General features: G+C 58.9%; 22 protein-coding genes. 9 read left to right on the forward strand and 13 right to left on the reverse strand.

What is annotated here, in order from left to right:
* Nucleotides 1–108 precede the first annotated feature (108 nt).
* The 6 genes from PY650_RS26805 to PY650_RS26830 form a co-directional block, all read right to left on the reverse strand.
* Nucleotides 109–642, reverse strand: a complete 534-nt coding sequence (locus PY650_RS26805; protein WP_285882629.1) for a fused DSP-PTPase phosphatase/NAD kinase-like protein — start codon at nt 640–642, stop codon at nt 109–111.
* 69 nt (nt 643–711) lie between these two features.
* Nucleotides 712–1,173 (reverse strand): response regulator, encoded by a 462-nt coding sequence (locus PY650_RS26810; RefSeq protein WP_285882630.1) that lies wholly within the window; start codon nt 1,171–1,173, stop codon nt 712–714.
* Nucleotides 1,174–1,297: 124 nt separating this feature from the next.
* Complete coding sequence (locus tag PY650_RS26815; protein WP_285882631.1) at nt 1,298–3,946, reverse strand: ABC transporter permease; 2,649 nt, start codon at nt 3,944–3,946, stop codon at nt 1,298–1,300.
* Complete coding sequence (locus PY650_RS26820) at nt 3,943–4,629, reverse strand: ABC transporter ATP-binding protein (RefSeq protein ID WP_285882632.1); 687 nt, start codon at nt 4,627–4,629, stop codon at nt 3,943–3,945. Before PY650_RS26820 ends, PY650_RS26815 begins: the two co-directional genes overlap by 4 nt.
* Complete coding sequence (locus PY650_RS26825; protein WP_285882634.1) at nt 4,619–5,281, reverse strand: ABC transporter ATP-binding protein; 663 nt, start codon at nt 5,279–5,281, stop codon at nt 4,619–4,621. The genes PY650_RS26820 and PY650_RS26825 overlap by 11 nt, the downstream gene beginning before the upstream one ends.
* Nucleotides 5,282–5,283: 2 nt before the next feature.
* Complete coding sequence (locus PY650_RS26830; RefSeq protein WP_285882636.1) at nt 5,284–5,871, reverse strand: hypothetical protein; 588 nt, start codon at nt 5,869–5,871, stop codon at nt 5,284–5,286.
* A gap of 285 nt (nt 5,872–6,156) precedes the next feature.
* Here PY650_RS26830 and PY650_RS26835 point away from each other — a divergent pair, with 285 nt between their 5' ends.
* Together PY650_RS26835 and PY650_RS26840 are read left to right on the forward strand one after the other, a co-directional pair.
* Nucleotides 6,157–6,816: a response regulator transcription factor gene (locus tag PY650_RS26835; protein ID WP_285882637.1), complete on the forward strand. Its 660-nt coding sequence runs from the start codon at nt 6,157–6,159 to the stop codon at nt 6,814–6,816.
* Nucleotides 6,813–8,144, forward strand: coding sequence for an ATP-binding protein (locus tag PY650_RS26840; protein WP_285882638.1), 1,332 nt, complete (start codon nt 6,813–6,815; stop codon nt 8,142–8,144). Before PY650_RS26835 ends, PY650_RS26840 begins: the two co-directional genes overlap by 4 nt.
* A 44-nt stretch (nt 8,145–8,188) precedes the next feature.
* Here PY650_RS26840 and PY650_RS26845 read toward each other — a convergent pair whose 3' ends face one another.
* From PY650_RS26845 to PY650_RS26865, 5 genes are all read right to left on the reverse strand, one after another.
* Nucleotides 8,189–8,827, reverse strand: a complete 639-nt coding sequence (locus tag PY650_RS26845) for a DedA family protein (RefSeq protein WP_285882639.1) — start codon at nt 8,825–8,827, stop codon at nt 8,189–8,191.
* A 7-nt stretch (nt 8,828–8,834) separates the two neighbouring features.
* Entirely contained in the window at nt 8,835–9,383 is a 549-nt protein-coding gene (locus tag PY650_RS26850) for a phosphatase PAP2 family protein (RefSeq protein ID WP_285882640.1), read from the reverse strand.
* A 280-nt stretch (nt 9,384–9,663) separates the two neighbouring features.
* Complete coding sequence (locus PY650_RS26855) at nt 9,664–11,247, reverse strand: ArnT family glycosyltransferase (RefSeq protein ID WP_285882642.1); 1,584 nt, start codon at nt 11,245–11,247, stop codon at nt 9,664–9,666.
* Nucleotides 11,248–11,556: 309 nt separating this feature from the next.
* The gene (locus tag PY650_RS26860; RefSeq protein WP_285882643.1) at nt 11,557–12,042 is read right to left on the reverse strand and encodes a DUF3237 domain-containing protein; all 486 of its coding nucleotides are present in this window, start codon (nt 12,040–12,042) and stop codon (nt 11,557–11,559) included.
* A 227-nt stretch (nt 12,043–12,269) separates the two neighbouring features.
* Complete coding sequence (locus tag PY650_RS26865) at nt 12,270–13,013, reverse strand: SDR family NAD(P)-dependent oxidoreductase (RefSeq protein ID WP_285882644.1); 744 nt, start codon at nt 13,011–13,013, stop codon at nt 12,270–12,272.
* A 245-nt stretch (nt 13,014–13,258) separates the two neighbouring features.
* Here PY650_RS26865 and PY650_RS26870 point away from each other — a divergent pair, with 245 nt between their 5' ends.
* The 7 genes from PY650_RS26870 to PY650_RS26900 all read left to right on the forward strand — a co-directional run bounded on the left by PY650_RS26870 (nt 13,259) and on the right by PY650_RS26900 (nt 21,443).
* The gene (locus tag PY650_RS26870; RefSeq protein WP_285882686.1) at nt 13,259–14,482 is read left to right on the forward strand and encodes an MHYT domain-containing protein; all 1,224 of its coding nucleotides are present in this window, start codon (nt 13,259–13,261) and stop codon (nt 14,480–14,482) included.
* Nucleotides 14,483–14,636: 154 nt separating this feature from the next.
* Complete coding sequence (locus tag PY650_RS26875; RefSeq protein WP_285882645.1) at nt 14,637–15,500, forward strand: FAD binding domain-containing protein; 864 nt, start codon at nt 14,637–14,639, stop codon at nt 15,498–15,500.
* A 10-nt stretch (nt 15,501–15,510) separates the two neighbouring features.
* Nucleotides 15,511–16,011 carry a (2Fe-2S)-binding protein gene (locus PY650_RS26880; RefSeq protein ID WP_285882646.1) on the forward strand — a complete coding sequence of 167 codons (501 nt, stop codon included), beginning with the start codon at nt 15,511–15,513 and terminating at the stop codon, nt 16,009–16,011.
* Complete coding sequence (locus PY650_RS26885) at nt 16,008–18,428, forward strand: aerobic carbon-monoxide dehydrogenase large subunit (protein ID WP_285882647.1); 2,421 nt, start codon at nt 16,008–16,010, stop codon at nt 18,426–18,428. Before PY650_RS26880 ends, PY650_RS26885 begins: the two co-directional genes overlap by 4 nt.
* A 15-nt stretch (nt 18,429–18,443) precedes the next feature.
* Nucleotides 18,444–19,394, forward strand: coding sequence for an AAA family ATPase (locus PY650_RS26890; protein WP_285882648.1), 951 nt, complete (start codon nt 18,444–18,446; stop codon nt 19,392–19,394).
* Nucleotides 19,391–20,593 carry a vWA domain-containing protein gene (locus PY650_RS26895; protein ID WP_285882649.1) on the forward strand — a complete coding sequence of 401 codons (1,203 nt, stop codon included), beginning with the start codon at nt 19,391–19,393 and terminating at the stop codon, nt 20,591–20,593. Before PY650_RS26890 ends, PY650_RS26895 begins: the two co-directional genes overlap by 4 nt.
* Before the next feature lie 13 nt (nt 20,594–20,606).
* Entirely contained in the window at nt 20,607–21,443 is an 837-nt protein-coding gene (locus PY650_RS26900; RefSeq protein WP_285882650.1) for an XdhC family protein, read from the forward strand.
* Nucleotides 21,444–21,491: 48 nt separating this feature from the next.
* Here PY650_RS26900 and PY650_RS26905 read toward each other — a convergent pair whose 3' ends face one another.
* A complete protein-coding gene (locus PY650_RS26905; protein WP_432761592.1) occupies nt 21,492–21,794 on the reverse strand; it encodes a hypothetical protein in 303 nt (100 codons plus the stop codon).
* Between the two features lie 295 nt (nt 21,795–22,089).
* Nucleotides 22,090–23,169, reverse strand: coding sequence for a hypothetical protein (locus tag PY650_RS26910; protein WP_285882652.1), 1,080 nt, complete (start codon nt 23,167–23,169; stop codon nt 22,090–22,092).
* Between the last annotated feature and the right edge of the window lie 3 nt (nt 23,170–23,172).

The following is a 23,172-nucleotide window of genomic DNA, read 5'->3' on the forward strand; positions in this document are numbered from 1 at the left end:
CGCCAGCACTGATCCAGACCAACCCGCAACCGACATTGAATTCCCTCCTGTCAAATGCAGGAAGTGAATCATGATTTCAAACGAAACGCAACTGTAGTAGTAGGACATCTACTGCACGCGGCTGAAATGTTTCTCCAAATTCTCAAGGCTTTCGTCCATTGCGAATGCGCCCGACAGATAGGGAATTCCGACGTGGCCATAGACGATGGAAAGCTGACGTTCAGCCGTTTTCTGGTCGATACCACCGATTTGCTGGCTGTAGATAACAGCAACGAGACCGGTTCTGTCCGCTCCCGCTTGACAGTGTATGAGGATAGGCTTTGGCGCAGAACGCAGAATGCTGACCAGTTGATCGGCCCTGTCCGCCGTCAATATCTGCGACGCGGACATCTTGAAGTCGATATGCTCGACGCCCAAACGTCGTGCCGCGTCGATTTCTTGATCGTACCAGGTCTGATTTTTATTCTCGCCGCGCAAATTGACGATCGTGCGGATGCCGTTGTTGTGCACGTAAGTCTCGAGCTGTTTCGGCGTAAGCTGAGCGGAGCGATAGAGCTCCCCGGGGATTACCGGGTGAAAATTGTCACCCAAGTTCACCACTGCGAGGTAAGTGCCGAGCCCCAGGACTGGCAGGGCAAGCATTGCCGCCAAAGCGCCTGCGAGTTTTGTTTTGCGTGATCGTGTCGATAGCCACCTCACCATTGCCACTTTTCAATCCCCCCTCTGTGGAACTTCAGCGTCTCCCGACAATACAGGGCGCTCACCAGTCGGGTTCCCAGATCGGCACGGCACGGCGCCCACCGTCGGGACGCGGCTCGAAGTGCTGAGCACATTTCTGATACGTGCACTCAGCGTGCTGAGGCTGAACGGCTTGACAAGACAATCGGCCGCGCCGAGCTCGAGGCTCCTTTGCCTGTCGGTAACCTGATCGGCTGCAGAGATGATGATCGCGGGCGTTGTGGGCGATCGCGCCGACAAATGTGTCAGCAGCTCCAAGCCGTTGCCGTCTGGCAGGCCAGGGTCGAGAAGGATCAAGGAATAAGAGGCTGCGTCCAGCGCGCGCTTCGCCGCTTGGAGGTCGACTACCCAATCGACATCCCCGCCGTCGGCGGCGACATGATCGCGTAACGCATCTCCCAAGATCGTATCACCCTCGACGAGCAATATTCGCACGGCCGCCCCCATATTCGGACCTAGACGATAGATGCTATGAATTTCTGACACATGCCTGAATTGGATATCACAAAATATTGGTTTCGTGATTCCCCATGCGCGCAGTCAGCGCCAGTGACGAACGTTAGATATCGCGCATATAGTCCGCAGTCTCTCCCCAGTTGTCGATCTTCATCGAAAAGATCGCTGTGGCAAGCGAAGCGAGTAGCAAAACGATTACCAGCGCCAGGTAGACAAATGGAATTGACAGCGCGTCGGGCGGCGGATCGAAGACACCGGTCAACAGCTTGACGAGCATCCAGGCCAACAGGACACCGGACGAGAGGCCGTAGACGAGGCCGCCGGTGGCGATCAAAATACCTTCGCCCCATAAAAACGCAGCCATCTGAGCCGGCTTAGCCCCGATGGCCATGAGAATCGCGAAGTCACGGCGCCGGTCAGCAAAACCCAGCCACAACATCAGTCCCGCAGCCGAAATGGCGAGACCGAACGCGAAGGTGAGCTCGATCGCCGTCAGCCCCGAAAGGTCAACAGCGGTAAGGCTGGATCCGATGATATTAGCGGCGGAGCCGATGTCCTTGATCTGAAGCGATGGATCGCCGGACAAAATGCGGCGGACCGTGCGGGCCAGCGCAGCTGGGTCAGCCGCAGCCTTTAACAACAGATATTCGTTTGTCTTGGTGCCGGTCATCCTTGCGACATAGGCTGCGTTGGCGACCAAAAAGGAATCTCTTGGTGCGGTCGGGAATTCGCGGGCGACACCCAGAAAGACAAATGGAACGGCGTGGTATTGGTTGTCTGCGCCACTGACCAGACGCAGATTGATGGTATCGCCGATTTTCAGTTGGAAGTCCTGTACTGTTTCCTCCGAAACGAGGACCCCGTTCGGGGTCGTGGTCAGATCGGCTAATAATTTGGCGGCTGTTCCACCGGAGAAATAAGCGTCGGAGAGAGTGGTGGCTTTGCCGATCGCCGTCGGATCGATGCCATAAAGATCTTGCAGATCGTTTCCGACATAGGCAAAGCGATGTTGCATCGGCTGAATTCCCTTGACGCCGGGCAGAGCCGCCAGCGCATCGCGTTTTGCGCCCGCAGGATTGGCCGTTGTTCCGAAAACGGTGACGTCGGCACCGTTGGTCAATTCAGCATCGACCAGCGCCTGTGCGTTATAGGTCGTGTTGAAAATCGCAGTCGACGTTGCGAAGGAGATAGCAAGCGCTGTCATGGCGATGCCGACCGCAATGCGGCCGGATTGATGCGAAAGCGCCGCCGAGACAATGGGCGTCAACCGTCCGGCTACCGGGCCGACCAGCCATTTCAGCATCTTGCCATTGTCAGCAATGACAAGGCCGGAAAGCCTGAGCATCAACAATGCCGACCCGATCCAGAAAAGCGCCGGCGCGACGAAGGCATAGTAATCGACCGAGGTTGCTGCCACGCCCTCGGGCGCAAGCACGATCTGATATCCGGTGCTCGCCGATTGAAGGAAGAACAGAAGCGACGTGGTCAGCAATATGAGATCGAGCCAAAGCCATTGCCAAGACGACGTCTCAAGTCTGCGGATGGCGCGCCTTGCGACATGCACACTCCGGTAACGCGCGTTGCGCCACGCTGCGACGAGGAAAGCTGCGAGCGAGAGTGTCAATCCTATCAACAGGCTCAAAGCCAGCAACGTCGTGCTGAGCCGTGTCTCGGTGCCGAATTCCCAGCTTGCGAATAACATCGCGACGATCAGCCCGGCGGCGGTGCCGACCATTGCGACGACAATCGCCTCCGCCGCGGACAAGGCCAGGACGCGCCGCATGTCCGCGCCGCGCATTCTCAACAAGGCCTGCTCCATTCGGCGTTGGCCACCGCCCGCCGATGCGATCGCAATGGTCAAAAGACACGCCAATGCGACCCCCGGCAGGCCGAGAAAGACGAACAGCACGGTCGCATAAAGGGAATCGCCCCTGACAGCGTCGAGGCGTGCAGCGAGATTATTGGCGAGCAATGCCTGTCCGGCGATGCGCGCTTCCAGATTTTTCCCGGCACCGTTGACCTGCGCCCAGGCATCGACGGGACTCGCCGGCAAAGCACTATGATCGAGGCGAACATGAAATTGCGTGCGTGTCGTATCCGGTCGGCCGGCCTGCTGTGGTCCGAACAGGGCTTGCCAGGTCTCCAATGGCAATATCACCACATTGTCTGGCGGCGCTTGCGGGGCGGCTTGCGGCGGCAAACCGACTGCTTGAAACAGCGTGTCGGCGTCCGGAAGATCGACGACGCCGTCAACTTTCACGGTCTGGGGCGACAAACCGATCCGTCCAATGGAGATCGTGTCGCCGGGAACGATCGCGAGATTAGCCGCCGTCTGCTGCGCGACAACAATACCGTCCGCGCGACCGGAGAGCAGGCGCATCTCCTTGGGAAAGTCCTTGAGATAGTCTTTGTCGAAGGCGATGGCCTTGCCCGGGCCGGTTGTCTGCACGGTGCCGTGCGCGCTTGCCTCCAGACCGCCGATCGCCGCATAAGACACTTGCCGCTCAGCCGCGATTGGTGCGGCCTTGCCGATCGCATCGCTTATCATTGCAAGATCTGCGCCTGGCGAAACCTCCACCTGCCAATCTATCGGCACAGCTGAGACAGAGCGGCGCGTCATGGAGGCGCTGCTATCGGTAAGGAATAGGAAGAGCAGGGTAATCAGCGCCACGGTGATCGCGACCCCCATTGCAGTGCCGGTGATCCGCGCGAAGCGGCGTCGCAGCAGTGCCTTTAACCAAAGACCGATCATCGGCGCGCCTCCCGCGGCAGGACATCGGTGCTCAACCGTCCCGCATCAAGCGACCACCTGATATCAAGCCGCGCCGCAACAGCCTCGTCATGGGTTGCCAACACAAAAGCAGCACCGCTTTCGCCAACGAGATAGAGCGCGATGTCCAGCAGGTGGTGGGCGCCCGCACTGTCCAATTGACCCGTTGGCTCATCCGCCAAAATTAGGCGCGGCTTGGTGATGAGCGCCCGCGCCATTGCGACGCATTGGGCCTGACCGCCGGAAATCTCTTCTGGAAGTTTCGCGGCAAGATCAAGCAGGCCGAATTGGTCGAGGAGATCCAGCGCAGCAACTTCCGCATTGTCGCGCCCCTCCAGCAATAGAACGGGCAACGCGACGTTCTGGGCAACGGACAAAGCGGGAAACAGGCTCGGTCTCTGAAATACAAAGGCCACCTTTGCGGGACGAAGCGTTTCGCGCTGCCCGAGAGCAGGCCAAGCGATGGCGCCGGTCGTCGGCACATCCAAGCCGCCGAGAATATGCAGCAAGGTGGTCTTTCCGCTACCGGACACGCCGACAAGCGCAATGCGGTCGCTCGCGTCGATATGGCAGTTTATGTCGAAGAGGACCGGCAAGCGCGCCCGGTTGCCATCCGCGAAACTTCGGCAAAGACCGTGTGTCTCGGCGAGCGGATCACCCATCATCGAGCCTTCCATCCCTTAATCGAAGAATCCGATCCGCCTTGCCCGCTAATGCAAGACTATGCGTGGCCAACAGCGTTGTCTTGCCGGCGGTTCGCCGCGCGTCGAAATGGACCATCAGGCTCGCCTCGGCATGTCGGTCGACCTCAGCGGTCGGCTCGTCGGCGACCAGAATGGGAGGATCGGCGGCGAGCGCGACCGCTAGCCCCGCACGGGCCGTTTCGCCGCCGGAGAGCGTCGCCGGGTAGGCCGTGGCACGATGTACGAGGCCCACAAGCTTGAGCAGTTCAGCAATCCGCGCTTCATCTGCGCTGCCCCTCAGCAGCATCGGGAGCCTGATATTTTCCGCGACAGTAAGCTGACGGAGAAGATTGTTCGATTGCTGCAGGATGCCAAAGCTCTCTGCCCGGATGGCCGCTCGACTTGCTTCGGAGCGGCGTGTCACGCGCCGACCGCAAACAATCACACAACCGCCATCAGGCTCGTCAAGTCCGGTGAGGCACGACAACAAGGTCGACTTGCCACTTCCCGACGGGCCAACGACAGCAACCAACTCGCCTTCGGCAAGAGTAAGGCTGACACCACGCAAGGCGGCAATCTCATCATCGCCGATGTGAAAAAACCGATAGAGCTCGTGTGCCTCCAAAACGTTCATGGTCAATGCCACTCAAACGATTCCGACATCAGCTTCCATTGGTCGGCATTATCCGCGCCGAGCGGCGCGTAAAGCTCCAACGCAACCAGTTTGCCATTCCTAAAGAAGAGAAAGCGCTGGTTTTCAAGGCGAACCTGCTTGTTCGTCACTGCGTTAGGTTCTGAATTCGAGCTGTAATTGATGCGGATGGCATTGCCTGCCGGCAATTTCACGGCTTTGACGCTACCAATGCTGACGGCCCTCGCTTCTTTTTCCAATCCGGGAATATAATCCTTCCGAATTCCCTCGGCGGTCGGCGCATTGGCCATATCGGACTGTTTGACGATAACCCCGTCAAGCTTGTCGACAAAACTTGCGCCATTCGCCAAGTCGGTGCGTGCCCAGCCTTCCGGCACTTTCAGCGAAAAGCCGAGCGGTGAGACGTAGCTGATGAAAACCTGATTGTCCGGTATGTCGCCGGGCGGATTTTTCTCCGCTGCTGCCGGTGCCTCGGTGGCGAGAGCACCTTGAGCAATTGCAGGCAATAGCGCCGGCAACGAGAACAGCATAGCCGATACTAGCGCCGCCCTGTAGAACTCCCTTGAAGCCATGAGATTTCTCCTCCCAGCACATGGTCGCCGATGAGGCTATTTTGACACGACAGACTTACCCTTGTTTCGCCGGGGTCTTACGCTTTTGTAAGCTCGTAGACTGGGGGAAAACAGGCCGACAATGTGCGCTATCGTCTTCGTTGCGGTAAACCATAAGGATCGGATGGAGAGGCTGAAATCGAATGGTGTCGGCGAGAAGCGCCGAAGCTATTGGAGCGCAGCTGTGCCCTAAGTTCCCCTTAATTTGTCGATCATATTGCGACGCAAGGGCTCGGCGGGAAAATTATGCGCATTCTTCTTATTGAGGACGATCCGATGGTTGGCCGCAGCCTGAGCCAGGCGTTGGCGGATGCCGGCATGAGCGTGGACTGGGTCGCCGATGGCCGTTCAGGCGAAGAGGCATTGTTGGCCGGCGGCCATGCGGTCGCCCTTTTGGATCTTGGTCTGCCCGGTTCCGACGGTATCCGTGTTTTGGAAAACGTCCGCCGCCTGGGCATAAGCACGCCGATCGTCGTGATCACGGCGCGTGACGACCTCGACACCCGCGTCAAAGGACTGGACTCCGGTGGTGACGATTTTGTGGTGAAACCTTTTGAAGTGCCGGAAATTCTCGCGCGTATCCGTGCGGTCCTGCGCCGTCACGCCGGCCACGCCACGTCTCGTATCGGCACATCCGAGATTGTGCTCGACCTGGCCTCGCACGAGCTGAGCTATCGTGGACAGACGGAAATGCTGCCAGCGCGCGAATTTGCGCTCATGCGGGCGCTCGCGGAGCGCCCTGGCACGATCCTGTCGCGATCGCAGATCGAGGACCGCGTGTACGGTTGGGGCCAAGAGGTTGAGAGCAACGCTGTCGACGTTCTGATCCACTATATTCGGCGTCGTTTCGGCAAGGACATTATCCGCAATGTTCGCGGTGCCGGCTGGCTGGTGATGAAATCGTGATCTCGCTGCGCTGGGCCACGACCTTGATATTGGCAGCAGTTTTCTCCGTCCTGGCGGTATTCGGCGGCGCCGCCTCCTATATCGGCGCACGCAAGGAAAGCAGCGAATTCCTGGACCTGCAGCAGCGCCAGATTGCTCGTTATGTTGGCGATCTCACTTTCGTCGCGCCTAGCGAGGTCTCCTTGCCTCCCCATGATACAGAGGACGATTATGTCATCGAGGTAAGCTACGCGGACGGCCGGCCACAGCGCAGTTCCAATGAAGCGATTGTCATTCCCGATCAACCGGCCACCGGATTTTCGGAGTTTGACAATGCTATCGGCCACTGGCGCGTCTTTTCGCTTGTGACGCCGGAGCGGACAGTGCAAGTGGCCCAGCAAACCTTCGTCAGGCAGGAGATAGCGGCCGATGCTGCCGTTCGTGCTATCCTGCCCTTTGTCGTCGCTATTCCGGTTTCATGGTTGGTCGTCACACTTGTCGTTGGACGTACATTTCGCCGACTGGAGCGACTGGCGGATGATATTGCGGGGCGCGAAGCGACGGATCAGTCGCCGATCGAAATGGCGAAAGTTCCCCGAGAAATCCTGCCGCTCATCACGGCCATCAACGACCTGCTGTGGCGCCTGAAGCGCGCAATGGCGCGCCAAAGGGAATTTCTCTCAGATGCTGCCCACGAGCTCAGGACACCGCTTACAGCTCTGACCATCCAGATCGGCAATATCAGGCAGGCGGAAAACAATTCCGAACTCGATGCGCGATTGGCCGAACTGCAGGCTGGCGCCAGACGCGCTTCGGCGCTCGCGTCGCAACTCCTGCGGATGGCGCGCTATGAAAGCATGGACGTGGCGACCGAGCATGAAATGATCCGCCTGGACGAATTGGCGATGGATGTGGTGTCAGGCCTGATCCCGCTTGCGGATCAACGGGGGGTCGATCTCGGCTTCGGCGCAATGATGACAGCCAATGTGACTGGCTCGAACGCCGACCTGCGGGCCCTGTTGGAGATCCTGATCGACAATGCCGTCCGATATACGCCGTCAGGCGGTATCGTCGATATCGCCATTGCCGAACATGTCGGACGCATCGAACTTTCCGTCAGCGACTCCGGTCCCGGCGTTCCAGACGATATGTTGCCGCGGCTTACCGAGCGCTTTTTCCGCGCCCATCATTCGAATGAAGAGGGCAGCGGGCTCGGACTTGCCATCGCCCGAACGATTGCACAGCGCCACGATCTGGATCTTCGGCTGTCGAATCGCCAGGATTGTCAAGGATTCAGGGCGATCCTGTCATTCCCGCCATCGCGGGATCCTGCCGGCTCTTCCGCCTAATCCAGATAGATCGCAATATCGAACTCTTAATACCAATCCGGCAGTCACTGATCGCCAAGCGCCGCTTTCGCCCGTTTTTCCAATTCCTTTTCGTGGTGGCGGAAGAACACCATCCCAGCAAAGACGAATCCAATTGCAACCACGAAGAGCAGCAGGCCGATCGGCCCCTTCACATGTTCAACCTGTTGGCCGAACAGATAGGCAGTGCCACCGAAGACAATTGCCCAACACACGCCGCCGCAAGCATTCATCAATAGAAAATACCACCAGCGCATGCGGTTCGCGCCTGCAAGGAGAGCGGCGAAGGTACGGAGCAGCGCCACAAATCGTCCGAAAAAAACAATCTTGCCGCCGTGCCTCATGAAGAAATATTGGCCGATCTTGAGCCTGTTGCTGCCGATATGGAAGCGGTCGCCATAGCGCAATATCAATCGAAGACCGATCGATCGGCCCAGCAGATAGCCGATATTGTCGCCGATGATCGCGGCGATGCTTGCCGTAGTCACGACGGCCTGCAGGCTGATCATATGCGTCGAACCGGCATAGAGAGCCGCCGTCACCAAGGCAGTCTCCCCCGGAAGCGGCACGCCCATACTTTCGGCCATGACCAATGCGAACAGAACCCAGAGGCCATAGACCTGGATCAAGTCGTGGATGCGCTCTGGAGAAACAATGTCAAACAAGCGTTCCCTACAATATTCCAGTGATGAAGCGATCGATCCGCGTATCTTCGCGATATATTGCCCGAACCGCAATGACTGCGATCAAGGCCGTCACCGCGCCGCCCACAACATCGCTGAGGTAGTGCGTTCCGACATAGATTCGCGAAAGGGCCACGATGACGGCCGCCGCGAGGAAGATATATCCGCGGCGCATCCCGTAAAGCAGGAAGGTCGACGCGATTGCGAAACTGGCGGTCGCGTGATCGGACGGGAACGAGAAATCGGCGCTTTTGGAGACAAGGAGATGAGTGAGGCCGTTGTCATAGGGACGCATTCGGTGAACGAACAACAGCACGATCTGGTTAATCGCGAGGCCCAACAGAAAAGCCATTCCAGACGCAACAAGAACATGGCGCGTATGCCTTTTGTCGGCCCGCAGCCACCATTGGCCGGCAACTCCCAGTATCATCAAGGGCACGCCGACGGCCGAAACCCAAATCATCGCCGCATCCGACAGCGTGCTGTGGCCTGACCAGGCATTGATCCACTGCGTTGCGGCAACATCGAAATCATACATATAAAAGGTCCTCTACCAACGTTCATGGCGAAACGGGCAAAATTCACACCCTGCGCCATCGCTGGCGATGGTCTGACGTGGGTCAGACGTTTCGGATCGAAGTTAAATCGCAAAAATTAGGACGGAATTAGGTCGCCAAAGACGGCGAATTGATCCAGATGAGGGGCAGGAAACGCGAGCTGTGGTGCTCTGTTTATCGGGACGGTTGCGTTCTCCATTCATAAAGATTGCCGGTCACGTGATGTCATCCATTCACCGGAAGGCCGATCGCTGCTGGTTGCTAGATGCATCCCGTAATGAAAATATCCCGCGGCGCATGCTTGATTGTGAAGATCGCGTACCGCTCCAGCACGCGTTTGCCGGCTCGACGCGCAACTTCGCCGACAGGCACCATCTGTGGCAGGCAGCTTCGGAGCCGCTCGAGCATCCCACCGGCCACGGGAATGACCAGGAGGCCCGGTTGTTCGACAAGTTTCGGATCGACGGTTTCGAAGGAATAGCGTTTCCGGCTGATAATTTCCTGCACATGCTGCGCATCATCGGCATTGAAGGCAAGCTCGCCCGTCATGCCATAATCGATCGTTCCGATCCACCCAGCATCATGAAGCTGCTTGTAGTGTGCAATGTCCGTCGACAATTCATTCCAACCAATGAGCTTGTCCGCCGGCGACGGAAAAGGTGCCTGCTGTCCGAGCGGCGAAGCGAAATAATAAAAAGAAGCAACGATCAGACCAATACCGGCGGGTGCGGCCCATCTCGTCATGCGCCTCAAGTGGCGTGAGCCGGCGGAATGCCGCGCAGCCTCAGCGGCCATGATCGCCATGGTCGGGTAGACAGGCGCCAGCCAATTGCCCTGGACGCGGCTATGGAACGAATGAAGCAACATGTAGATGAGCATGGGTGCCGATAGCACCAGCAGAAATGCGGTCGGTGAGACTTCGCCGGCGCCCCGCTGTTTCCAGGCGGTTGCGACGGCAATGGCGGCGAAGATGGCGATTGCCGGATTGGCAAGCCCGAACTGCCCGGCCAGGAACTCCAGCGTATGCCAGGAGAGCGGCTGCCCATTGTCGATGCGGCCGAACTGTTTGGCAAACGACACCCAATGATGTTCGAAGTTCCAGAAGATGGTGGGCGAGAAGATAGCAAGAGCGATCGCGCCTCCAATGAACATGTGAGGGCCATAGAGACGTTTGCGCGCTTCGGAATCCAGGATCATCCATAGAAGGATGCCAAGGCCGAGAAACAGATTGGTGTATTTGGACAGACAACCGAGACCCGCCAGCAAGCCGACAAGCAACCATATGCGCCTGTCTCCGCTACGACGCAGCCACACCAGGGCCCATACCGCCAACGTCCAGAACAGGATAGATGGGGCATCAGGCGTAGCGAGCAGTACTGCAAAGCCGATCAGTGGCATCGCATTTGCCCACACTCCTGCTCTCACGGCCAGCCGACTATCGCGATAGAGCTCCCATGAAATGGCGATGGTGGCGCCCGAAACGATTAATACGGACAGGATGGGAAACAGGCGAACGCCGAGAGAGTTGTCACCTAGAAGCTGCGTCGAGAGCCAAATCCACCAGGCGATCATCGGCGCATGGTCATAGTAGCCAGCCTGGGGCACCCGGGACCAGAGCCAATAGTAGGCCTCGTCGGGATGAAGGCCGATCTGCGCGAGTATGGCGAACCTGTAGAGTGTCAACGCCGCCAAAAGCAGGATGGCAACTTTCCACGGATTGATTGATTGGACTTCGGCTTCGGCGCGCCGCGCGTTATCCATGGGAGCGGGGGTCTCGACGCCTGGCGAGGTCTGCTGGTTACTGTTGGACTCGGCGGCCAGGAAGGCGATTTGTCGGGCATGCATGATCAATTCCAATCGAAGCCGTCCGCACTATCGGTTTGAATCTTTGCGACGTCCTGTTCGGAAGTTTACAATTCCGTAAAGCGTCCGGACGAGCCTCCGATAGGCTTGCGGAGGCCGGGATGGCCCAGAGCGGCTGCCATGTCGACAGTGAGGAAAAATCCAACCCGCGAGCGGCGAAGCTTCCTCGTCGCAGGGTTGACCAGCCTCAACGCGGCCGAGGAACGCTGCCTGCGCATGATCGGTCCCCAGCAGACGAAACGTAACCCGCCGCTTGCTCTGAAAATCCTGTGGTTTTGTGTCTCCCCTCCGTCAGAGGACTTGGAAGATATTGTAGATCGGCCCGCTCGGGGGTCGATAACCGGTGCCGATAGCCACAATGCGATTCAACCAACCATAGTCGCCTGAACGCGTCTGAAAGATCGGATTGATACGAAAATAGTACTGGTCGGCCTCCACTGGCGCGCCTTGCGCAAGACGTGCGAGCACGTCTGCTGGACCGGCGCGAATTCCCTGGTACGTCATGCCAATGAGAGCTCCATCATCCGTTTCCAGCACGACGCGGCAGTCTAACCGCACGGTTCCATCGGCGAGAACCTGATGCCAGTCGCTGCCTCCTTCGAGGACGCGGCCCTTTAGCCTTTCTCCCTCGAAACGCCCGCCGCCAACGATGCCGACCACGCTTGGGCCAGCTTCAGCTCCCACTTTTTGGGCTGCCGTGATGTTCATTTCAACGGCGAAGAGTGGCTCGACACGAAGCGATTTCAGCGGTTCGGGAATGAAGATCGGGGCTGACATTGGGAGCTTTCCGATTTTGTCGTTGCTGCGGCCTGTAGCGCTCTTGATCGATGTGAATAAGGTGAATTGAAAGATAGCGAAGGGTTCTTGTCGGAAACATGTGCCTGGGCATCAGGTCGTCAAGGTCGCTTCCGGCAGAGCCTGGATCGTTGGCAGATCGCGTCGCCAACGATCCTTTTGCTTCATCTCAACTCGCCCGGCGTTGCCGAGCCTCGCAATGCTGGACGTCAATGGTGACAACAGCCCCCTTCGTCCATCGGTGATGGTGGCACAAAAGCGGTGAATTGCTGCTCGAGTGCCTTGATGACGCCGGCCCGCCAACCATCGGCAATCTGTCCGGAGAAGGGATCGGGAAAGATGTCCTCCTCGCCTCTTTCCAATCCGTCGACGATACCTGCCGCCACCAAGCCAACCGGAGATTTCGGAACGTCGAAATCGCGCGTCATATCGGTGTCGACCGGCCCCGTGAAGCAGGTGTGCACCTTGACACCGCGAGCCGCGAGAAGGGCTCTCAGAGCCTGAGCAGCATTGTGTGCCGCAGCTTTCGAAATCGAGTAAGCAGGCGTCGAGGCGACCGGCACAAGCGCCGACAAAGAGAGATTATTGACGATGACGCCTTTCGACCGCACCAGCATCGGCAAGAATGCCTGCGTCACCTTCAGCATGCCGAAGAAGTTGACAGCCAGATGACGGTTGATGATCTCGAAATCGCTGAAATCATCTGGCGAGAAGATCCCGGCATTGTTGATCAGAATATCGAGACCTTCAATTTTCTCAGCCGCTTGCCGAATGTCGTCTTCGTCTGTGACATCCAGTTTGACGAAGATGACGCGTTCGTCATCATGACGCTGATCGCCGCGTGTTCCGGCATAGATGCGTTTCGCGCCGCGCTGCAACATTTCATCGACGAGGGCGCGGCCGATGCCGCGATTGGCTCCGGTGATCAGGACCGTTTTGTTTTCGATTTTCAAGACGTGCTCCTATAGGCTTACTCTGCCACCAGAAGGTTCTCTGATGATCGCGAGAAGACTAGGACCAGGCCTGACAGGAGCGGGAGTAACAAGTCTGGCGGGATTTGCCAGCCCTACCCGAGGATGGTTGCTTGCCGGCGGCGCGTACCTTTTGTGATCCTCGCTTGTCAATATGGCGATCGCGGATATAACCTTCTCTTGAGGAGAGGCCGCGTTCGTGGAGGAAGGACGCGACCATAGACGTGATGTTCGCTGAGCACGATCCGTTTCTCGTAGCGCTCTCAGTGGCGGTTGCGATCATGGGCGGCTATACCGGCTTTGGCCTGGCCGCGCGCATCCGCAGTTCGCCTGGGGCCAACCGTAGGCTGTTGCTTGCCGGCGCGGCGGCTTTTTTGGCTATTGGCATCTGGACCATGCATTTTATCGGCATGCTTGCCGCGCCGATTCCCTCTGATGCTGTCTACCTTGTGCTACCGACGGTCGTGTCTTTCCTGATCTGTGCGCTGGTGGTCGGCATTTCATTGTTCTTCGTCAGCATCGGCGAACAGTCCAGCTTACGCATCCTCGCTTCGGCAGTGCTCCTTGGGCTCGGTATTGCCTCGATGCACTATGTCGGTATTCACGGCCTCGCCGGTCATTTCAGCATCGAGCATGATCGTGGCATGGTGCTGCTCTCCGTCCTCATTGGCGTCGTTGCCGCCTATGGCGGACTTCGGATTTTTCTGGCGGGCCATGGCGGGTTCCGGCTTGCATTTAGTGCGGTCGCCTTCGGTATTGCGGTTTCCGGCATGCATTATACGGCGATGTACGGCATGCATTTTAGTGCCGCGGGAGCCATGGATCAGACCATGGCAATGGATGGGCTTGCTGCCTCGCCACAGGTACTGGCATTAATCGTGGCATTGCTGTGTTTCCTGGTCGCCGTCGGCTTTTTGCTGTTTCTCGTTCCAGAAGCACGCCCGCGTCCGAATGTGATCATCTCGGACCGAGTTGCCGATCTTCAGGACGGTGGAACCGGCGCAGGACGGCACAGTGCAGCGGTTGCTACGCGGGCTCGGACGAGGGCCGCTCCGCTCGCGGGTCTTGGTCAGCCGCCATCGCGGCCGATGGCGACGCGCGTGCCGATCGAAGCGGCAAACGGAACGCAGTTCATCGAAGTGTCGGAGATCCGCAGCATTCGCGCCGATGCTCACTATACGCTCGTCCATGACGGTCAGCGCGAGCGCATGTGCTCCTGGCCGATTTCGGAAGCGGAGTCGCTGCTCTGTCCCGACATTTTCATGCGCGTCCACCGCAGCCATATCGTGGCGGTCCCGCATATAACCTTCATGCGAAGGGAAGGTGACGGCGCCGTGGTGGAATTGGATGGTCCCGCTCCTCATCTTGTGCCGGTAAGCCGCGCCAAGATCGCAGAGCTGAAAGCCCGCCTCGGACTGGCGAAGGGAGAGGCTGCGAAAGCCACAAGATAAGTCAGCGAGGCTGCCGCAAATCGTGCGCCGAATACCGCCTTTCGTGCGAAACTCCGCCCTTGGTGATTGATATCCGCCAGTCAGCTTGCCAGCGCGGGCAACCGACGAAATTCTTCCCTAAAGCGTCGTGTTCCGATCGAACGGGAGGAAGATCATGATACCGGGCGCATTCGATTTCCATCGGCCGAAAACGGTCGCCGATGCGATCAGACTCCTTTCCACGCTTGGCGACGAAGCGAGGCCCCTTGCGGGAGGGCACAGCCTTATCCCAATGATGAAGCTGAGGCTTGCCTCGCCCGAGCATCTTGTCGACCTTCACGGTATTGCGAGCATCAAGGGTATCAGGCACGAGGGCGGCGACATCGTCATCGGTGCGATGACCACGCAGCATGACCTAGTGGTCTCGCCGGAAATCGCGACGCTCCTGCCTATCCTTAAGGAGACGGCGCTGCTGATCGCCGATCCGCAGGTGCGCTATCGCGGCACGATCGGCGGCAACGTCGCTAACGGCGATCCCGGCAACGACATGCCGGCTCTCATGCTGACCCTGGATGCACGCTACCGCCTCGAAGGGCCGGGCGGCATGCGCGAAGTCCCCGCCACTGACTTTTATCAGGGTGCCTATTTCACGGCTCTGGAGCCGAGCGAATTACTGACCGAGATCGTCATTCCGCAACCCGTCCAAGGTCACGGCTATGCCTACGAGAAGCTGAAGCGCAAGGTCGGGGACTATGCGACCGCGGCTGCAGCCGTGATGCTCACCATCTCCGGCGGCATGGTCGATAGCTGCCGCATCGGCTTGACCAATCTGTCGGAGACGGCGTTGCTTGCCGAAGACGCAGCCGCTGCAGTGATCGGGACGAGCCTCGACGAGGCAACGCTGCAGAAGGCTGGCGGGCTCGCGCAGCAGGTCATGCAGCCGGCAGCGGATGGGCGAGGGCCTGTCGAGTACCGCAAGCATGTGGGCGGCATCATGGTCATGCGGGCACTGAAGCGCGCCGCAGCCCGCGCCGTGTGAGGAGGCAACAATGGCGAAGACACATGTGACAATGACCGTGAATGGCAAAGAGGTAGAGGGCTTGGTCGAGCCGCGAATGCTGCTCGTCCACTTCATCCGCGAGACCTTGGCTCTGACCGGCACCCATATCGGCTGCGAGACCACCCATTGCGGCGCTTGCACCGTCGATCTCGACGGCATGTCGGTCAAGAGCTGCACCGTCTTTGCGGTGCAGGCGCAGGGATCGGAGATCACCACGATCGAAGGTATAGCCAATCCCGACGGCACGCTGTCGGCACTACAGGAAGGCTTTCGCCAGATGCACGGCCTACAATGCGGGTTCTGCACGCCGGGCATGATCGTGCGTGCACACCGGCTGCTCAAGGAAAACCCGAACCCCACCGAGGAGGAAATCCGCTTTGGCATTTCGGGCAATCTCTGTCGATGCACGGGTTACCAGAACATCGTCAAGGCCATCCAATACGCCGCCGCAAAAATCAACGGCGTTGAATTCAAGGAGGCCGCGGAATGAACGAGATGACCGTCACGCGCGAAGAGCGCGAAGCGAAGCTCGAAGGCATGGGCTGTAAGCGCAAACGGGTGGAGGATATTCGCTTCACCCAGGGTAAGGGCAATTACGTCGATGACGTCAAGCTACCGGGCATGCTGCACGGGGATTTCGTCCGCTCGCCGCACCCGCATGCGCGCATCAAATCGATCGACAAGGACAAGGCGCTGAAGGTGCCGGGCGTTCTCGCCGTGCTGACGGCGGAAGACCTCAAGAGCGTCAATCTCGCCTGGATGCCAACGCTGGCCGGCGACGTCCAGATGGTGCTTGCTGACGACAAGGTGCTGTTTCAGAACCAGGAGGTCGCGTTCGTCGTTGCAACAGACCGTTACGCCGCGGACGATGGCATCAATGCCGTCGAAGTGGAATATGAAGCATTGCCAGTTCTCATCGATCCGTTCCACTCGATGGACCCGGATGCGCCGGTTCTACGCGAAGACATCAAAGACAAGAAAGACGGTGCGCACGGTCCGCGCAAGCATCCCAATCACATTTTCGAATGGACGGTCGGCGACAAGGATCTGACTGACGCGGCCTTCCGTAAGGCGGAGGTGACGATCAAAGAGCTGATCTCCTATCACCGCACGCATCCGTCGCCGCTCGAAACCTGCCAATGCGTCTGCTCCTTCGACAAGGTCAAAGGCGAGCTGACGATTTGGGGCACATTCCAGGCACCGCATGTCATCCGTACCGTGGTGGCGTTGATCTCCAAGATCCCGGAACACAAAATCCATGTGATCTCCCCCGATATCGGCGGGGGCTTCGGCAACAAGGTCGGCGCGTATCCGGGCTATATCTGCTCGGCCGTCGCATCGATCGTCACTGGAAAGCCGGTGAAATGGGTCGAGGATCGGATCGAGAACCTGACCAGCACCTCCTTTGCCCGCGATTATCATATGACCACCGAAATCGCCGCGACGAAGGAAGGAATGGTTACGGGCTTGCGCGTGCATGTGCTTGCCGATCATGGCGCTTTCGACGCCTGCGCCGATCCGTCCAAATGGCCGGCAGGCTTCTTCAACATCGTCACCGGCTCCTATGACTTCCCGACGGCGCATCTGGCCGTCGACGGCGTCTATACCAACAAGGCTCCCGGCGGCGTCGCTTATCGCTGCTCTTTCCGCGTAACCGAGGCGGCCTATTGCATCGAGCGGGGGATGAACATCCTCGCCCAGAAGCTCGGCATGGATCCGGTGGAACTCAGGCTGAAGAACTTCATTCGGCCCGAGCAGTTTCCCTATCACTCGGCGCTCGGATGGGAATATGATTCCGGGGATTATCACACGGCGATAAAGAAAATGATGGAGACGGTCGACTATGCCGGTCTCCGTCGCGAACAGGCCGAAAAGCGCGACGCCTTCAAGCGCGGCGAAACCCGCGAGATCATGGGTCTCGGCGTTTCCTTCTTCACAGAAATCGTTGGCGCGGGACCGTCCAAGAATTGCGATATTCTCGGCATTGCGATGTTCGACAGTTGCGAAATCCGTCTGCATCCGACCGGCGCCGGCATCGCCCGCATGGGAACGAAGAGCCAGGGCCAGGGCCATGAGACGACATGGGCGCAGATCATCGCCACAGAACTCGGCATCCCGGCCGACGATATCATGATCGAGGAAGGCAACACCGATACTGCGCCCTACGGCCTCGGTACCTATGGGTCCCGCTCGACCCCTGTCGCGGGGGCTGCGATTGCCATGGCGGCACGCAAGGTGAAGGCCAAGGCGCAGATGATCGCCGCCTATATGCTCGAAGTTCACGAAGATGACCTCGAGTGGGACATTGACGGCTTTCGCGTGAAGGGCTTGCCGGAGCGGTTCAAGTCGATGAAGGACATCTGCTGGGCTGCTTACAATGCACCGCCACCGGGAATGGAGCCTGGGCTTGAGGCGGTCAGCTATTACGACCCGCCGAATATGACCTATCCTTTCGGCGCCTATCTTTGCGTCATGGATATTGATGTCGATACCGGTGTCTACAAAGTTCGCCGCTTCTATGCGCTGGACGATTGCGGCACCCGCATCAATCCAATGATCATCGAAGGACAGGTGCATGGCGGGCTGACCGAAGCCTTCGCGATCGCGATGGGCCAGGAGATCCGCTACGACAATGACGGCAACGTCGTCACGGGCTCCTTCATGGATTTCTTCATGCCTACGGCGGTCGAAACGCCGCATTGGGAAACGGATTTTACCGTGACGCCTTCTCCACATCACCCGATCGGCGCCAAGGGTGTCGGCGAAAGCCCGAACGTCGGCGGCGTTCCCGCCTTCTCGAACGCCGTCAACGATGCCTTCTCGTTTCTCGGCTCGACGCATATCCAGATGCCGCATGATTTCTGGCGCAACTGGCAGGCGGCGAAAAATCTTGGCGTGATCGCCTGATCGGAACCTCGGCTCATGTCCTCCACTCGATCTGCATCGCATGATAAGAACGGCCCTCTCCTCGGGAAAGGAGAGGGGGCGGGACGGGGCGAGGTCTTACCGCGCCACGTGATCACAGAGCGGCTTGTCGCCGCCGGTTATATTGCTGACCGCGATCTTATAACCGCCATCGCCCTGATGCAGCTGCTTGGCCGGCCCTTGCTGCTAGAGGGAGAGGCCGGTGTCGGCAAGACGGAGGTGGCCAAGGCGCTGGCGACCGCTCATGGCACCGAGCTCATCCGTCTGCAATGTTATGAAGGCCTCGATCAGTCCGCGGCGCTCTATGAATGGAACTATCAGCGGCAATTGCTGGCCATCCAGGCGCGACAGGGCATGGACGCGGCCGAGATCGAGCGTGGAATATTTTCCGAAGACTATCTCCTCGAAAGACCGCTGCTGGCTGCGATCCGCCGCCCGCGCGCGCCCGTCCTTCTTGTCGACGAGGTCGATCGCGCCGACGAGGAGTTCGAAGCTTTCCTGCTGGAATTGCTGTCCGATTTCCAGATATCCATTCCCGAGCTTGGGACGGTGCGAGCCACGTCCATACCGCATGTCGTCCTGACCTCGAACGGAACACGCGAGCTCTCCGATGCGCTACGGCGACGCTGCCTCTATCACTACGTCGACTATCCCGACGTCGACCGCGAGGCGCGCATTATCATGGCGCGGGTAGCCGGTGCCGGTGCATCGGTGGCGCTGCAAGTTGCTCGCCTAGTCGAAAAGATCCGGAAGGAGGACCTGCGGAAAGTACCCGGCGTGGCGGAAACGCTTGACTGGGCGGCCGTCCTCGTCGGCCTTAATATTGTCGACCTGCATGCGGAGCCGGAGGCCGTCCATGAGACGCTGATGTGTCTTTTGAAGACACGGGAGGATAAGGTGCGGATCAGCCGCGAGGTGACGGAGCGGCTGCTCGGGAGGGTCGCATGAGCTGCTGCGATACGCTTCTGACGATGGACGACATGAACGAGTTTTCGCGCCTGGTTGCCAAGAGGCTCGCCGCATTCCTCAGAACGCTTCGTGATAATGCATTCGCCGTCGGATTGAAGGAAGGTCAGGATGCCGCATCGCTGATGCAGACGGAGATCGCGACCAGGCCTGACCTGCTGCGTTCGGCTTTCAAGCATCTCTTTTGTGCCCGCAAGGCAGATTGGGACCGGTTCGACGGAGTGTTCGACGCCTTCTGGCTCCGCAGGCATGTCCGCTCCCGTGGCATCGTCTCCGGTGTGCCCAAACCATCCCCTGGGCTAAAAGTTCAACCGGCAGCCGACAATGCCAGGAGCGGCACGGACCTTGGCGACCAATTGACGAAATCGGATGAGACGGATGATCGGGCAGGGGGGAGCGATGGCCGCATGGAAGGCGCATCGCGGGTCGAAAGCCTTGAGCAAACGGATTTCCGTAAACTGTCCGATCCGGCTGATATGGAAAAGGCCCATTTGATCGCGGCCCGGCTTGCCGCCGCCATGCGGGTCCGCCTGACTCGCCGGGATGTGGCACGTCGCAAGGGGTATCGCCTCGATCTCAGGCGTACCATCCATCGCAATGTCAGCCATGGCGGCGTTCCGATCAATCCTGTGCGACGTCGGCGCAAGACAAAGCCGCTGCGGCTCGTCATGCTGCTCGATGCCTCCGGTTCGATGAGCATGTATACCGGCATCTTCCTGCGTTTCATGCATGGCGTTCTCGACGCATTTCGCGAGGCGGAAGCCTTTCTCTTCCACACACAGCTTGCCCATGTCTCCGATGCGATGAAGGAGCGGAATGTCGCCCGCGCGCTCGACCGGCTGTCGATGATGGTGCAGGGCGCCGGCGGCGGCACGCGGATCGGGGAATGCCTGCAAGTTTTCAATCGCAGCTATGCCGAACGAGTGATCCATTCGCGGACCTGTGTGATGATTGTTTCCGACGGCTACGAAACCGGCGACGCGGCATTGCTCGGGCGGGAAATGGCCGCGCTCGCGCGTCGTTGCCGACGGATCGTCTGGCTCAACCCGATGATGGGCTGGGACGGTTACACGCCGGAAGCCTCAGGCATCAAGGCCGCATTGCCCTATGTGGACTTGCATGCGCCAGCCCATTCATTGGCGAGCCTGGCCGCGCTTGAACCCTATCTTGCCAAGCTCTGAGGGAGGGATTGTCATGACCGCCCATGTCGATGTGATGGAGTTGGCGTCAAGGATGCGGTCCGCAGACGAAGCCTTCGTGCTTGCGACGGTCGTCCGCACCGTTTCGGTAACCGCCGCGAAAGCCGGAGCCAAAGCCGTGATCCGGCCCGACGGGACGATTGTGGCCGGATGGATCGGCGGCGGCTGCGCGCGCGGCGCGGTTTTGCGAGCTGCACAGGATGCGCTTCAAGATGGTCAATCGCGGCTAGTTTCGGTACAGCCTGAAAATCTTCTCGCCGAATTGGGTGTGCAGCCGGGTGAAAGTCGCCAGGGCATCCGCTTCGCCAAGAATACGTGTCCGAGCAAGGGTACGATGGACATCTTCGTCGAACCGGTACTGCCGCGCCCGTCCCTCGTGATCCTCGGGGCAAGCCCCGTCGCGATCGCATTGGCCGATCTTGCCCGGCACTTTGGATTTCACATAACCGCTGCGGCCCCGCCAGCCGATTTTACCGAGAGACCGAACGCCGATCTTCTTCTTGAGAAGTTCACTATTCCGGAGGCGCATCCTGCGCATTGCTACATCGTCGTTTCGACACAGAGCAAAGGCGACGAAGCGGCGTTGAGAGCCGCACTAAAGGCGGATGCCGCCTATCTCGGCTTTGTCGGCAGCCGGCGGAAGGTAGCAGCACTTAAGGAAAAGCTGGCCGCCGACGGCATCGACGTCGCCGCGCTGGCTCAGATCAAGGCCCCGGCCGGGCTCGATCTGGGCGCAATCACGCCCGAAGAGATCGCGCTGTCGATTCTTGCGGAGATCGTCGAACGGCGCAGGCATGGGCAGCGCCAGCCTGCTCACGGACGGCCCCTATGAGCTCAATTAGCTGATATACGCTATGGTGCGGGCCGCCCGATTGAGCGGCTAGCGCCGAAGATCATGTGCCTGGCCTGAGGCGCGGAGTTCCTCAAGGGTTTTGCCCACGCAGCTTCCTCCCCCCGGACCGCCGACCGCCTTTGCATGACCGCCGAGCGAAATGGTCCCCGCAATCCTCTCCGAGGCGACGTAGGTCGCTGTGCCGTCTTGCGTTACCCTCGAGAGATAGTAGGCGTGCTGCGTGCCCCTCTGTTCACAGGTGATGACGATCGGGAAGTCATCAAACGGGCCGTGCTGGGCATAGGCTGCCGAAACCGACAGATTGAGCGAAAGGGAGGTCGCGGCTACCATTGCGGCCATCAGTTTGGCTAGTGTGGTCATAGACGGGCGAGCCATTAAAAGTCACCTCCAAGGAAGGGTTTGGAAGCGCGAGCTAGGGGCTGCGCGCCGGACGCTGCGGAAAATCTTCCCGCCGAGCAAACTGGCCAAAACATTTGCGGACGGTCGCGACGGACAGATTGAGCGAAAACGAAGCGTTTTCGCCTGAGTGAAGTGATATGTCGCTTTCTGATGGCTGCAAATTGTGATGAATCACTACGCAATTCCACGTAGGAAGAATGCGCTGCACCCTGCAGGTAAACCCAAGCTAGCGGGTAACAGCATCGGCTCTCCAACTCGCGGACCGCTTCGCCAACATCGTGGCGACCTGCCGGACGATTTTGTCCTCAGTGTCAACTATACTCGCGGCGCGAGTATCGCTTTCGTATTGGCCAGCCCATGCTACCGTTCCATCGACAGGATTGACCAGGCGCACATGGAGGCGGCCCCTGCCGCTTTCTGTTCCAAAAGTCCCTTGTATGACGATTTGCGGTCCATCGAATGCCGGGACTGCTGATGCCGCATCCGGTGTAGCAACGACGATGCCCTTGATCTTGGTAAGCTGTCCGATGATCCCATCGGCAAATATCCGGGCCATACTGGTTGCGTTGCTTCCAGCGGTTGCGTTTGCAAAGGGCTCGACAATAACTCTCAGCCTCTTTTCGTTGCTGTTTGAAACTGGGGATCCGGGGGATTTGTCAGTTAACAAAAAATAGGTCTCCAATGGCCGGACAAGTCCAAGGATAATGATCACTACCAAACCGAGGGGCACACCGATCGGCAATAGCAGGTCGCCATAGGTGAGAGGTTTGTCTTCTGGAGACTGCGGGACCTGAGAAGGTAGAGCGCTACGCGGATTTTCGCCTTCATGCGACGGACCAACTAAGTGATTTTGATGAAACTGTGGGGTATATCCATTTCTGGGGATGACAATTTGCACGCGGTCATCATGGCCGGCCGCCAGATAATAGTGCTGCAGTGCAAACCGAGTGCGGGCCGCCACAATACGAACAATGGGGTCGCTTTCGGCATCAAAGGACGCATCTCTACCGAAAGCCGCCCGCGCTATGCTGTAAGCGTCCAGAGATTCCTGCCGTCCTGCCAGTGTTTCGCCGACAACATATTCCAGGAATTTTCGACCGCGATCAAATGCTTGAAATCCCGTGCTGCCGAAGATGCGGTCGAGTTCTTCGTATATCTTCTGCGCTTCGGGATTTGCCTCTGGTCTTTGTGCAAATTGTTGTGCCGCCGGCCCCTGCGACGGAGCGTCGCCTGCTTCACTGCCCTGCGCATTCGCAATATGGGTGTCGACGCGGTTCTTGGAAGCGTCGATATCGCGGTTCGACACTGC

It is taken from the genome of Martinezella calliandrae (genome assembly GCF_030272695.1).
Taxonomy (GTDB): Bacteria; Pseudomonadota; Alphaproteobacteria; order Rhizobiales; family Rhizobiaceae; genus Rhizobium; species Rhizobium calliandrae.